Here is a 13,381-nt window from a genome sequence, read left to right as displayed (position 1 = left end):
TCCGAATCGATTATTATATCATCCAGGATCATAACCCTAATTCATTAGGAATATTCTTAATGGATGAGATAAATGACGTTGCGAAAAATCTTAATAACACATAAAATTAAGAAGATAATACCGCAAAACAGCCATTTACAAGACGATCCGCCCAATCATAAGCTGCGTGAATGGTTTTAAGCACCGCACAAAATGCCTAAACACAAACATAAAAACCGCTTGCAGAGGACTATTAATCCCATGAAAGAATGATATCTAAGAGAATGAGATTAGTTCTCATATTTCTTTCTTATTTGCTCTCATTTTCATTAGTGTAGACCATCACGCTATGATTGCCGCTGGCATGTTTCTTTTACCTTGCAGGTAAGCGTTTCATCACGCTTTCATTATTTTTTCGCCTTACCGTCATCGAAAGTTCACACAAAACGCGATTAATAGTGACCAGTTTATGACGAACCAGGACACTCTTATGAACAGCTCTCTTGCCGCGGTGGCGGAAACCGAATTTTCGCTAACTACGCCCATCGCCCCAACCCGGCAGCGGAAAGTCTTAAGCGTGCGCAACCTGAGTAAATCTTATAATGCGCAGCAAACCGTGCTCGATAACATCAGCTTTGACCTCCATGCCGGCGAGCTGGTGGGCGTGATTGGCCGCTCGGGAGCCGGGAAATCCACGCTGCTGCATGTCCTGAACGGTACTCATAGCGCCACCGGCGGTGAAATACTCAGCTTTCCGGAAGTCGGTATGCCCCATGATGTTTCACGCCTGAAAGGACGCGCGCTCAATGCCTGGCGCAGCGAATGCGGCATGATTTTCCAGGACTTCTGCCTCGTGCCGCGCCTTGATGTGCTGACTAACGTACTGCTCGGCCGCCTGAGTCAAACCTCAACCCTGAAGTCGCTGTTTAAGGTTTTCACCGACGCCGACCGGGCGCGCGCGATTTCCCTTCTCGAGTGGATGAATATGTTGCCGCACGCCCTACAGCGGGCGGAAAACCTCTCCGGCGGCCAGATGCAGCGCGTAGCGATTTGCCGTGCGCTGATGCAAAACCCCGGGATCCTGCTGGCGGATGAACCCGTCGCCTCGCTCGATCCCAAAAACACCCAGCGCATCATGAATGTACTGCGGGAAATCAGCGGCCAGGGGATTAGCGTGATGGTCAACCTGCATTCGGTCGAACTGGTCAAAGAGTACTGCACCCGGGTCATTGGCGTCGCCAAAGGCCGCATCATTTTCGACGATCATCCGGCACAGCTGACTCAGGATGTCCTGCATCGGTTGTACGGCGATGAAATTAGCCAATTGCATTAATTTCCTTTAGTTAAAAACACACAGGCAAAATAATGAACAAACACATTAATGGCGCAGTTCGTTTATCCGCAGCAATCGCAGCTCTGTTACTGACGTGGCAAGCGAGCGCCGCTGAACAGCCGAAGGAATTAAATCTGGGGATTCTCGGCGGTCAAAACGCCACGCAGCAAATTGGCGATAACCAGTGCGTGAAACAGTTTCTTGATAAAGAGCTGAAGGTCGATACCAAATTACGTAACTCATCCGATTATTCTGGCGTCATTCAGGGACTGCTGGGCGGGAAAGTCGATGTCGTATTAAGTATGTCGCCTTCTTCTTATGCCTCGGTCTATATCAATAACCCGAAAGCCGTCGATATTGTCGGTATCGCCGTTGACGATAAAGATCAATCCCGCGGCTACCACTCGGTGGTCATCGTCAAAGCTGACAGCCCGTATAGAACGCTGGACGATTTAAAAGGCAAAGCTTTTGGCTTCGCCGACCCGGATTCCACTTCCGGTTATTTAATTCCAAACCATGCCTTTAAACAGAAATTCGGCGGCGACGCGGATAACAAATACAATAATTTCTTCTCCAGCGTCACCTTCTCCGGCGGCCACGAACAGGACATTCTCGGCGTGCTGAACGGCCAGTTTGCCGGCGCGGTCACCTGGACCTCAATGGTCGGCGACTACAACAGCGGCTACAGCGTGGGCGCTTTCAATCGCCTGATTCGCATGGATCATCCGGATCTGATGAAGCAAATCCGGATTATCTGGCAATCGCCTCTGATCCCGAACGGCCCGATCCTCGTTAGCAATGCGCTGCCGGCGGACTTCAAAGCCAAAGTCGTCACCGCGCTTAAAAAACTGGATACCGACGATCACGCCTGTTTCGTGAAAGCGATGGGCGGTACTCAGCACATCGGCCCGGGCAGCGTGGCCGATTTCCAGCAGATCATCGATATGAAACGCGAGCTGGTTAGCGCGCGTTAATCCCGCACCGATGCCGCCGTCCGCGACGCAATGCGGACGGCGGCGCTACGTTAAAGACCTTTTCGCCGCATGAATAATACCCATACCGAATTTGAACGTTATTACCAGCAGGTCAGGACACGGCAAAAGCGCGATACCTTCGGCTGGTCGTTGGTGCTGCTGGCGCTCTACTTTGCCGCCGGGCATGCCGCCGAGTTTAATCTGTTCACCATCTGGCGTTCTCTGCCAAACTTTCTCGACTATATGTTCGAGACGCTGCCGACGCTGCATCCGGGCGTTCTGTTAGCCGATTCACATACCAAAGGCTCGCTGGCGTACTGGGGGTATCGCCTGCCGATTCAGCTACCGCTGATTTGGGAGACGCTGCAGCTGGCGCTGGCCTCCACGCTGGTGGCGGTCGCGGTAGCGACAATACTGGCTTTCCTCGCCGCCAATAATGCCTGGTCACCCGCGCCGCTACGCTTCGCCGTTCGCGTGCTGGTGGCCTTTTTACGCACCATGCCTGAGCTGGCCTGGGCGGTCATTTTCGTCATGGCGTTCGGTATCGGCGCGATCCCCGGTTTTCTGGCGCTGATGCTGCATACGGTCGGCAGCCTGACCAAACTGTTCTACGAAGCGGTGGAAAGCGCGCAGGATAAACCGATGCGCGGGCTGGCGGCCTGCGGGGCATCGGCGCTGCAGAAGGTGCGCTTTGCCCTGTGGCCGCAGGTGAAACCGATTTTTCTCTCCTACGGTTTTATGCGCCTTGAGATCAACTTCCGCTCATCCACCATTCTTGGCCTGGTAGGGGCCGGCGGGATCGGCCAGGAGCTGATGACCAACATTAAGCTCGATCGTTACGATCAGGTCAGCATGACGCTGCTGCTGATCATTATTGTGGTGTCGCTGCTGGATATGCTTTCCGGCCGCCTGCGCCAGTGGGTTCTGGAGGGGAAAAAATGAGTCAATGGCAACATCAACCGGATATCGCCGCCAGCCGCCGCCAGCATCAGGCGCTGTATAAGACCCAAGGGCGATACCTGCGCTATGTCGGCCTGCTGGCGCTGGCGAGCGTACTTTATTACGTCTGGTTCTTTATGCAGTTCGGTATCAGCAGCGAACAACTGGTTACCGGACTACAGCAGATGGGGCGCTATCTGCTGCGGATGTTTGTCTGGCACGACTTCTGGAACTGGCCGTTTGCCTATTACTTCACGCAAATCGCCATTACGCTTGCCATCGTCTTCGCCGGGACGATTACCGCGACGGTCATCGCGCTGTTGCTGTCATTCCTGGCGGCGCGCAATATTATGCGCGGCGTGATTCCCGGCATTATCGCCGTGTTGATGCGCCGCTTGTTTGACATGCTGCGCGGTATCGATATGGCTATCTGGGGTCTGATTTTCGTGCGCGCCGTAGGGCTCGGGCCGCTGGCGGGGGTACTGGCGATTATTATGCAGGATACCGGCCTGCTGGGCCGCCTGTATGCTGAAGGCCACGAGGCGGTAGACCGTTCGCCGGGCCGCGGCCTCACCGCCGTCGGCGCTAATGGTCTGCAGAAACACCGCTTCGGCATTTTCACCCAGTCGTTCCCGACTTTCCTGGCGCTGAGTTTATATCAGATTGAATCCAACACCCGTTCCGCCGCGGTGTTAGGTTTTGTCGGCGCGGGGGGGATTGGCCTCATTTACGCGGAAAATATGCGTTTGTGGAACTGGGATGTGGTGATGTTTATTACCCTGTTGCTGGTCGCGGTGGTCATGGTGATGGACACCCTCTCCGCCTGGCTGCGCCGCCGTTATATCGGCGGCAGCGTAGTGCCGTTGTATCAAAGCCAGCAATAACCCCCTCTCCCCGGTGGCGCTACGCTTACCGGGGCTACCAATCAGGGAAAACGTCTCGTTATTCGATCCGCCACGCCAGCACCGGCCAGCCGTGCCGGGCGTTGGCTGCCAGCAGCTGCGGACACGGGTTGACCAACCGCACGCGATCCGCATGCAGGCACAGGGGCAGGTCGTTTATCGAATCGGTATAAAAAGTGACTTCGCCAGTATAGTCAGGATGCGCCTCCCGCCACTGTGCCAGGCGCGTCACTTTGCCCTGCTGATAGCTCGGAGTACCGACAATCACACCGCTGTAGCCGCCATCCGCCATTTCAACATCAATACCCAACGCCTGTTCAATCCCCAGCTCGGCGGCTATCGCCTGCACCAGCAGCGTCACCGAGGCGGAGATCACCAACATTTTTTCCCCTCGCGCCTGTAGGGTACGAATAACGTCCCATGCCTGCGGGTAGACCCGCGGCAACACCTTTTCGCGCACGAATCGCGCCACCAGCGTATCCACCTGCGCCTGCGGGATGCCGATCAGCGGCGCCTGAATCAGCGCAACATAATCGGCGATATTCATTTCCCCGCGGTCGTAATCCGCCATCAGTTGCGCCTCGCGCGCCAGATATTCCGGATCGCTCACCCAGCCTTCGCGCACCATAAACTGGCTCCACAGCGTACTACTGTCCCCTTTAATCAGGGTGTTATCCAGATCGAAAATCGTCACAGCATTAGACATCGGTCATTTTCCATAATCAGTAATATAAGCCTGCGAGAGCATGTATAAAGAAGATGACAGGAGCATGATCCGCCAGCGCTTTCAGCCCACCCCGCCAAAGCACATCGCCAGCAGCACCAGTAGCAATAGTAGCGGGTAGATCCGCACGTGCCAGCGATCGGGGAGTTTTGCCAGCCAGCGCGATGCGCCCCGCAATCCCAACCAGCTCCCGGCCACCAGCAGCCCGGCCGCCAGCCACCAGATATTACCGATGAAACCGGAGGGCAGCGCCGCCATCGGCGCCATCAGCAGCCACGTCAGGCTGGCGGTCGCCGCCAGCGGCAGCGTCAGCAGGTTGGCCATTGCCGCGGCCTGCGCCATCGTCGCGCCACGCCGGCGCATCAGCGGCACGGTCATCACGCTGCCGCCAACGCCAAGGAAGGCGGCAATCAGGCCAATCCCGCCGCCAAGGATAGTCTCGCGCCCTGCACTCGACGGTGCGCAAGCCGTCGACGGCGCCATAAAGCCGGGGCGAACGTAGCAATCCACCATGGTCACCGCCAGGTACAAAATGAACAGCCAGCGGATCCACTCGCCGTTAACCCTCAGCGCCAGCGCCGCGCCGGCAATACCGCCGATGGCGATGCCGCCAAGTATCGGCAGCAGGGAGCGCCAGTGAACCGTTCCGACGCGCAGGTGGCGGCCGCTTGCCAACAGCGACGTGCACAGCATCACCAGCGCCGACGTCGCTACCGCTATTTGCATCGCCTGACCGCCTACTGTGCCCTGATGGCTCAGCAACAGGTAAAGCAGCGGCACGGTAACAAAGCCGCCGCCGAAGCCAAACAGCCAGGTGGTTACCCCGGATAACAGTCCACAAACAAAAAGCCCAAATATCATATACCGTTCCTCCATTCAGGGAGGTAACGATATAGAATAGCGGAATGGCTGACTTACGATTAAAAGCCAATATATTACGATTTTCAGCCAGGAGAGTACGCATGCGCAATATCGCGATTAATGATGTCGATCATCTGCCGCGCCGGGTATTAGGCCTGGGTAGCGATTATCCGCCTGACACCCTTTTACCGCGCCATCATCACCGGCGAGCGCAGTTTCTCTATGCCGTGAATGGCTTGATGAAAGTCGAAACCGATGACGGTCAGTGGCTGGTGCCGCCGTTCAGCGGCGTATGGATACCCGCTAACAAACCGCATCGCGTCTGGATGCCGGGCGTGAGCACCCATAGTCTGTATATCGAACCGCAGGACGCGCCGCGCGCCGGGGTACGCTGCGAAGTATTGCAGGTTTCGCCGCTGCTACATCAACTGCTATTGGCCGCCTGCCAGTTGCCGCTGTTGTATGAAGAGAGCGGACATGATGCGGCGCTTATCGCCCTATTACTGTTTGAACTGCAGGCCGCCCCGCCGCTGCCGATGTTTACGCCGCTACCGCAACATCCGCGGCTGGCTGAACTATGCAGCGCGTTTCTCCGCCAACCGGAGATTCACAGCACGCCGGAGCTGTGGGCCCAAAAGATGAGTCAAAGCCTGCGTACCTTCAACCGCCGCTTTTTGCAGGAGACCGGGATGGCGTTTCGCGACTGGCGTCATAAAGCCTGCCTGATGTACGCTCTCACCGCCCTGCGAGAAGGGCGAAGCATTACCGACGTGGCGTTAAGCCTTGGCTATGAGCATCCGGCGGCGTTTACCGCCATGTTCCGCAAAGCGATGGGCTATGCGCCAGCCTCTTTTATCCGCCATCTTAAAGGAGGCACGCCTGTCTCTCGCGTCAGATAAATAAGAACATCCTGATTCTGGCCTGTTATATTTTGATTTAGATAGTAAACATTTATTAATAAATAAAATCACCGCGTTTACTATCTGAAAAATGTGCTTATTACGGTACCGGCGAATTTATGCCTGCGGTACGTAAGTTTTCGTAAATTTTGCGTTTCATCATTCTGACGTTTCCCTGAATACGCTATAAATGGCGACGGTCGATCCCTAACATGAAAATAACGACATGAAGCCCAAACTCAGCCACGCTTTATTACTTGTTCCTTTATTGATTTTGGCAGGATGTTCATCTTCCCCAAAAAAACCGCCCAAGGCGGTGGCGCAGCATCATTATGAGCCGATCGACAGCGGCTCCGACGATCTGATACCGGTGCTGGCCGCCCTGCACGATCAGATGCACACCTGGGACGGCACCCCTTATGAATGGGGCGGCACCGACCAGAGCGGCGTCGACTGTTCCGGCTTTGTCTGGCGTACGCTGAAGGACCGCTTCAATCTGCCAATGGACCGCGTGACCACCGGCGATCTTCTGCATATGGGCGTGCGGGTTAGCAAGCAGCAGTTACGACCTGGCGATTTAGTCTTCTTCCGCATTCACGGCGGCATGCACGTCGGTTTCTACGATACTGACCACAACTTCCTGCACGCCTCCGCCAGCCAGGGCGTCATGCGTTCGTCTCTGGATAATCCGTACTGGAACCGCGTCTTTTATCAGGCGCGGCGCTTGCCGAAGGAATATAACGCGCAGATCACCATGAATAACGACGATCTGCATCTGGCGAAAAACCGCTAATCCTGACAAATAAAAACCGCGGCGCTCAGGGCCGCGGTTTTTATTTTTATTACGCTCAGTTTTATCAGAACTGATAGGTCATCCCCAGCGCGACGATGTCGTCATCGTTAATACCGAGCTTATTATCGCTCTTCAGCTGGTTAATTTTGTAATCCACAAAGGCGTTCATGTTTTTGTTGAAGTAGTAGGTCAGGCCGACGTCAATATAATTGACCAGATCTTCGCTGCCGACACCTTCAATATCTTTGCCTTTCGACAGTACATAGCCCAGAGACGGACGCAGACCGAAATCGAACTGATACTGGGCGACCGCTTCAAAGTTCTGCGCTTTATTAGCAAAACCACCGCTGATCGGGGTCATTTTGCGGGTCTCAGAGTACATTGTCGCCAGGTAGATATTGTTGGCGTCGTACTTCAGGCCGGTAGCCCAGGCTTCCGCTTTGGAGCCCTGGCCGCGCGCCAGCAGGTTCTGATCGTTGGTACGGTCAGAACTGGTATAAGCCGCGCTGACGGCGAAATCACTGCCGCCGAAATCATAGCTTAAAGAGGTGCCGAAGCCGTCGCCATTCTGTTTTTTCGCTTCACGGCCTTCGTTTTTTCCCTGATATTGCAGGGTCATATTCAGACCATCCACCAGGCCGAAGAAATCAGTGTTGCGGTAGGTCGCCAGGCCGCTGGCGCGTTTGGTCATGAAGTTATCGGTCTGCGCGGAGGAGTCGCCGCCGAACTCCGGGAACATATCGGTCCAGGCTTCAACGTCGTACAGCGCGCCGAGGTTACGACCATAGTCAAATGATCCAAACTCTTTTAACTTCACGCCGGCAAACGCCAGACGGGTTTTCTGCGAAGAATCGCTTTCGGTTTTATTGCCGGAGAATTCGGATTCCCAGCGGCCATAACCGGTCAGTTGATCGTTGATCTGCGTTTCGCCTTTGATACCGAAGCGAACGTAGGTCTGGTCGCCATCCTTGCTGTCATAATCGCTGAAGTAGTGCATGGCTTTCACTTTGCCGTACACGTCCAGTTTATTGCCGTCTTTATTGTATACTTCCGCTGCCTGTGAAGCCGAAGAAGCAACAAAACCCATCATCATTAATGCCAGTGAACGCTTTTTCATTATGTGGTCCTGGTGATTTATTTACACGCGCTTATCAATTCCGGGCGAAGGCCCCGTCAAAAACTGGAGGTTTTTTAACGCTGTAGTGTTAAATATTTATGACGAAATGGAACTTTTTATAAAAAAGAATGTTTAAATATTTCCGTCATAAATATGTCACCTTGCCTGCGCAGAATGCCCGATCCGCGCAATAAAATGGCTTGACCAATACGCCAGCAGTTGGCAAGCGGCCTGACTCCTGTTACAACATCAGCTCGATCTCGATATTCCTTTTGAACGGCAGAAAATCATGAGTGATAGCCAGACGCTGGTGGTAAAACTGGGCACCAGTGTTTTAACGGGCGGATCCCGACGCCTGAACCGCGCCCATATCGTTGAGTTAGTGCGCCAGTGCGCGCAGCTGCATGCCATGGGGCACCGCATTGTGATTGTGACTTCCGGGGCCATCGCCGCCGGACGTGAACACCTCGGCTACCCTGAACTGCCCGCCACCATTGCCTCAAAACAGCTGTTGGCGGCAGTCGGCCAAAGCCGTCTTATCCAACTGTGGGAGCAGCTTTTCTCTATTTACGGCATTCATGTCGGCCAGATGCTGCTGACCCGTGCCGATATGGAAGATCGCGAGCGGTTCCTCAACGCCCGCGATACCCTGCGCGCGCTGCTGGATAACAATATTGTGCCGGTCATTAATGAGAATGACGCCGTCGCCACCGCTGAAATCAAAGTCGGCGACAACGATAATCTTTCCGCCCTGGCGGCCATTCTCGCCGGCGCCGATAAACTGCTGCTGTTAACCGATCAGCCGGGACTCTTTACCGCCGACCCACGCAGCAATCCGCAGGCCGAGCTTATTAAAGATGTCTACGGCATCGATGACGCGCTGCGCGCCATCGCAGGCGATAGCGTTTCCGGCCTCGGCACCGGCGGCATGGGCACCAAACTGCAGGCTGCGGACGTCGCCTGTCGCGCAGGCATCGATACCATTATCGCCGCCGGCAACCGCCCGGACGTTATCGGCCACGCGATGGAAGGCCTGCCGGTGGGCACCTGTTTCCACGCTCAGGAATCACCGCTGGAGAACCGCAAACGCTGGATCTTCGGCGCGCCGCCGGCCGGTGAAATCACCGTCGATGCCGGGGCGACCCAGGCTATTCTGGAAAGAGGAAGCTCATTGCTGCCAAAAGGCATCAAAACCGTCAGCGGGAATTTCTCCCGCGGCGAAGTTATCCGAATCCGCAGTAGCGAAGGCCGCGATATCGCTCACGGCGTAAGCCGCTATAACAGCGACGCCCTGCGCCTGATCGCCGGGCAGCACTCGCAGCAAATCGATGCCATCCTCGGCTATGAATACGGCCCGGTGGCCGTCCATCGCGACGATATGATTACCCGTTAAGGAGCTGAAAATGCTGGAACAAATGGGCATTGCGGCCAAAGCGGCCTCTTACCAACTCGCGCTGCTTTCCAGCCGCGAGAAAAATCAGGTTCTCAACAAGATTGCTGATTATCTGGAAGCGCAGACCGAAGAGATCCTGCGCGCCAACGCCGAAGATCTCAGCGACGCCCGCGCCAATGGCCTGAGCGACGCGATGCTCGATCGCCTGGCGCTGACGCCGGCGCGCCTGCGCGGCATCGCCGATGACGTGCGTCAGGTGTGTAGCCTGGCGGATCCGGTCGGCCAGGTGATTGACGGTGGTCTGCTGGATAGCGGCCTGCGTATCGAACGTCGCCGCGTACCGCTGGGAGTGATCGGCGTGATTTATGAAGCGCGGCCGAACGTGACCGTCGATGTCGCCTCTCTGTGCCTGAAGACCGGCAACGCGGCTATTCTGCGCGGCGGTAAAGAGACCTGGCGCACCAACGCCGCGACGGTGAAAGTGATTCAGCAGGCGCTGCAGGAGTGCGGCCTGCCGGCTGCCGCGGTGCAGGCAATCGAGAGCCCGGATCGCGCGCTGGTCGGCGAAATGCTGAAGATGGATAAATACATCGATATGCTGATCCCGCGCGGCGGCGCAGGCCTGCATAAGCTGTGCCGCGAACAATCCACGATCCCGGTGATCACCGGCGGTATCGGCGTGTGTCATATTTTCGTCGACGATTCGGCAGAGATCGCACCGGCGTTGAAGATCATCGTTAACGCCAAGACCCAACGCCCGAGCACCTGCAATACCGCCGAGACGCTGCTGGTACACCGTAATATCGCCGATACCTTCCTGCCTGCGCTGAGCAAACAGATGGCGGAGAGCGGCGTGACGCTGCACGCCGACCCGGCCGCCCTGCCCCTCCTGCAGAATGGTCCGGCGAAGGTGGAGCCGGTGAAAGCGGAGCAGTACGACGACGAGTATTTGTCGCTGGATCTGAACGTGAAAGTTGTCGCCGACCTCGATGAGGCGATTGCCCATATTCGCGCGCACGGCACCCAGCATTCCGATGCCATTCTGACGCGTACCCTGCGCCATGCGAATCGCTTTATTAATGAAGTGGATTCGTCGGCGGTATACGTTAACGCTTCTACCCGATTCACCGACGGTGGCCAGTTCGGCCTCGGCGCGGAGGTGGCGGTCAGCACCCAGAAGCTGCACGCCCGCGGGCCGATGGGCCTGGAAGCGCTGACTACCTATAAGTGGATTGGTTTCGGCGACGATACCATTCGTGCTTAACGCTAAGCGGGTGATGCAAAAGTAGCCGTTTGATTCGAAAGGGCATTGACGCATCACCCACTTAGTTTTAACCTTCTATCCCGTGCTTCACGCAGGTGAACGCGTCCTTTCAGGGCCGATATAGCTCAGTTGGTAGAGCAGCGCATTCGTAATGCGAAGGTCGTAGGTTCGACTCCTATTATCGGCACTCACACAACAAAATCCATTAAAAACAATAAATTAAAGAGTATTTCCCTCTCAAGTTACGATCTTCTTTTAAGGGATTCTATGACCAACAGTTGCCGCTATGGTTAACAGTGGCTACTCAGGGATGTTAGCACGTAGCGGCCTGTAGTTGTAAAGCTCGAACAGGTACAAAGCGTGAACGGGGCCGATGCTCGGTGAACCATTGGTTCATTCGATAATCTTTATCGCAGGGTTGTAACCTGCTTATTATCGAACCGGATAACAGTCCACATGAACCGCTATCAACTCGAAGCTGATGACGCTGCCAACGTCTCTAAATCCTCCCGAAACAGATTGTTCACACGCATTTAAGCCCGATGTGCGGCCTTGTGGCTGCGTAAACAGGTGAATAGTGGTAATGCCCCGGAAGCTACAGATCCGGCTCTGCAAGCGCTTCGCTCACGCTCCGAAAGGTACACGAGCACCCTGATAAGGTGTGAACCCTCTGACAATCTGATTTGGTCACTGGTGACTTTCGCAAAGCGAAACCAACTAGGTTGGCCTGATGAAGTCGCTACGCTCCGCTTGTTGTTTGTACCACTAACGGGGCTTTATGGCTTCTATTGTCTGAAGTTAAATGTATATCATTAGGAAAAATGCGGGAAACATAGCTCCCGCACTCATGGCTGTTAAGGTAAGTATCTGAGGATTTCAGCAGCCCAGTTTCTTCGATGAATTACTCTGGCGCGGTGCAAATTTCCATCTAATATCTCAGCTTTAGTTAGCTGGGATAATTGTTGCCAATCGTTGTTAAAAATATAGGTTGCATTGTTACATTGCGAGCTTTCCAATACGTAGGTATTGTGATTGGGGAACCCAAAAATTACATATCCCTGGAAGCCAGCTCTTCCGACAGCGACAAAATCAGGTTGCTTACTGTTAATGAGTTCAAGTCTACCCTCTACAACAGCAGCATTTCCTTTTCCTCTCGGTTTGATAGCTGACATAATTTGCGAACCAATGGTGGTCCAAGGATATTGTCCTTGAGGGAGGAGACTCCAGTTTAGTTTTATAGATTGAGTAGTAACGATAGTGTTGAGATCTTCGTCAACAACTTCGCAAAGACCAAATAACTCTAAAAACAAGTTAACGCAATGTGTTACAAGGTCTTTGTTTTCTTCTGTCAAAGTCAACTTAGGTGAAATCACTAGCTTTTGACCATTCAAGTTCTCAACAATTTTCAACTCGATACTTGGTGGTGGAGTGAAAATCCTTTGGTAACGTTGATACTCCATTTCTCGAGTCTCAGTGACCTCTTCAGTCTCGCCTCTACCAACCCATTTTTTCCAGGTCCATGATACCTGCCGATAAGCGGTTTCTTTAGGCAACGTTTTGTCTGGCACTGATTTCCCGTTGGCGTTGAAGCGAGTTATTGCACCAACGATTTGAGGAAGAACTTCCTCTCCAAGAGATTGGTTAGCAGTGAACCCAATTGATTGCCCCTTTTGTTGGCTTGGCAGTGCATGAGCGATAAATACATCTCTGCCATCAAAAACAGTGATGTAGTTGTTGATGTTTCTAATTCGCTTTTTCTGAATAAGCATGGTAATTCCTTTTGCGTAAAAACTTATGGTTTACACAACCAACCAAGCCTGGCACAATCAAGTCGTCAAAAATGATGTCGAGGCTAACAATCGTTATGAGTCTGCAAACTCATGGTGGTCATGCTTCATAGGCCGGATTCGCACAAGTGAATCCGGCTTTTTTATGTCTAAAATTCAGACACGGGCACTACATGTAGTAACTTGATTATGCCTGGATACTACATAAGCAATATTCTATTAAGGATTCTTCTTAGCACAAGGGTTGATTTTGACGTTAATTTGAGGTTGCGGAGGCGTAATAATCGCTAAGTCCACGCCGTATAAGGGCTGGAGAAGATGTCAATAAACCAGAAAAAAAAATCAAAATTTGATCGAGTGCTGATTTCTTCGACGTTGTTATAAATAATTAGGTGCAAGTTACTGGTAACTTTGAG

General features: G+C 53.9%; 12 protein-coding genes and 1 tRNA gene. 9 read left to right on the top strand and 4 right to left on the bottom strand.

What is annotated here, in order from left to right; all coding sequences use genetic code 11:
• The first annotated feature begins 469 nt into the window (after window positions 1-469).
• The 4 genes from phnC (at window position 470) to phnE (AC2CGP_RS09850) (ending at window position 4,109) form a co-directional block, all read left to right on the top strand.
• A complete protein-coding gene (phnC, locus tag AC2CGP_RS09865; protein ID WP_047058580.1) occupies window positions 470-1,312 on the top strand; it encodes a phosphonate ABC transporter ATP-binding protein in 843 nt (280 codons plus the stop codon).
• Window positions 1,313-1,344: 32 nt separating this feature from the next.
• Window positions 1,345-2,286, top strand: a complete 942-nt coding sequence (gene phnD, locus AC2CGP_RS09860) for a phosphonate ABC transporter substrate-binding protein (protein ID WP_047058581.1) — start codon at window positions 1,345-1,347, stop codon at window positions 2,284-2,286.
• A gap of 69 nt (window positions 2,287-2,355) precedes the next feature.
• Window positions 2,356-3,228 (top strand): phosphonate ABC transporter, permease protein PhnE, encoded by an 873-nt coding sequence (gene phnE, locus AC2CGP_RS09855; protein WP_047058582.1) that lies wholly within the window; start codon window positions 2,356-2,358, stop codon window positions 3,226-3,228.
• A complete protein-coding gene (gene phnE / locus AC2CGP_RS09850) occupies window positions 3,225-4,109 on the top strand; it encodes a phosphonate ABC transporter, permease protein PhnE (RefSeq protein ID WP_047058583.1) in 885 nt (294 codons plus the stop codon). The genes phnE (AC2CGP_RS09855) and phnE (AC2CGP_RS09850) overlap by 4 nt, the downstream gene beginning before the upstream one ends.
• A gap of 58 nt (window positions 4,110-4,167) precedes the next feature.
• Here phnE (AC2CGP_RS09850) and AC2CGP_RS09845 read toward each other — a convergent pair whose 3' ends face one another.
• Both AC2CGP_RS09845 and AC2CGP_RS09840 read right to left on the bottom strand, forming a co-directional pair.
• Window positions 4,168-4,833, bottom strand: coding sequence for an HAD family hydrolase (locus AC2CGP_RS09845; protein ID WP_213759336.1), 666 nt, complete (start codon window positions 4,831-4,833; stop codon window positions 4,168-4,170).
• 81 nt (window positions 4,834-4,914) lie between these two features.
• Window positions 4,915-5,712, bottom strand: a complete 798-nt coding sequence (locus tag AC2CGP_RS09840; RefSeq protein ID WP_032707511.1) for a sulfite exporter TauE/SafE family protein — start codon at window positions 5,710-5,712, stop codon at window positions 4,915-4,917.
• 101 nt (window positions 5,713-5,813) lie between these two features.
• On the opposite strand from AC2CGP_RS09840, the gene AC2CGP_RS09835 reads away from it, so the two are divergent.
• Together AC2CGP_RS09835 and AC2CGP_RS09830 are read left to right on the top strand one after the other, a co-directional pair.
• Entirely contained in the window at window positions 5,814-6,611 is a 798-nt protein-coding gene (locus tag AC2CGP_RS09835; RefSeq protein WP_015368080.1) for an AraC family transcriptional regulator, read from the top strand.
• A 226-nt stretch (window positions 6,612-6,837) separates the two neighbouring features.
• On the top strand, window positions 6,838-7,404 hold the full coding sequence (locus tag AC2CGP_RS09830) for a C40 family peptidase (protein WP_032712701.1): 567 nt from the start codon (window positions 6,838-6,840) through the stop codon (window positions 7,402-7,404).
• A gap of 64 nt (window positions 7,405-7,468) precedes the next feature.
• Here the strand turns inward: AC2CGP_RS09830 and phoE are convergent, their stop codons facing one another.
• On the bottom strand, window positions 7,469-8,521 hold the full coding sequence (gene phoE, locus AC2CGP_RS09825; RefSeq protein WP_015368078.1) for a phosphoporin PhoE: 1,053 nt from the start codon (window positions 8,519-8,521) through the stop codon (window positions 7,469-7,471).
• 289 nt (window positions 8,522-8,810) lie between these two features.
• Between phoE and proB the strand changes: the two genes are divergently transcribed.
• From proB to AC2CGP_RS09810, 3 genes are all read left to right on the top strand, one after another.
• A complete protein-coding gene (proB, locus tag AC2CGP_RS09820; RefSeq protein ID WP_015368077.1) occupies window positions 8,811-9,914 on the top strand; it encodes a glutamate 5-kinase in 1,104 nt (367 codons plus the stop codon).
• A 10-nt stretch (window positions 9,915-9,924) separates the two neighbouring features.
• Window positions 9,925-11,178 (top strand): glutamate-5-semialdehyde dehydrogenase, encoded by a 1,254-nt coding sequence (gene proA / locus AC2CGP_RS09815; RefSeq protein WP_015368076.1) that lies wholly within the window; start codon window positions 9,925-9,927, stop codon window positions 11,176-11,178.
• 114 nt (window positions 11,179-11,292) lie between these two features.
• Window positions 11,293-11,365 (top strand) — tRNA-Thr (locus tag AC2CGP_RS09810).
• A 667-nt stretch (window positions 11,366-12,032) separates the two neighbouring features.
• Here AC2CGP_RS09810 and AC2CGP_RS09805 read toward each other — a convergent pair.
• Window positions 12,033-12,947 carry a hypothetical protein gene (locus AC2CGP_RS09805; RefSeq protein WP_045366674.1) on the bottom strand — a complete coding sequence of 305 codons (915 nt, stop codon included), beginning with the start codon at window positions 12,945-12,947 and terminating at the stop codon, window positions 12,033-12,035.
• Between the last annotated feature and the right edge of the window lie 434 nt (window positions 12,948-13,381).

It is taken from the genome of Klebsiella sp. SYXHC3 (genome assembly GCF_057196925.1).
Note: the sequence above shows the minus strand (reverse complement) of the source record. Positions and strands in the feature narration are given on the sequence as shown.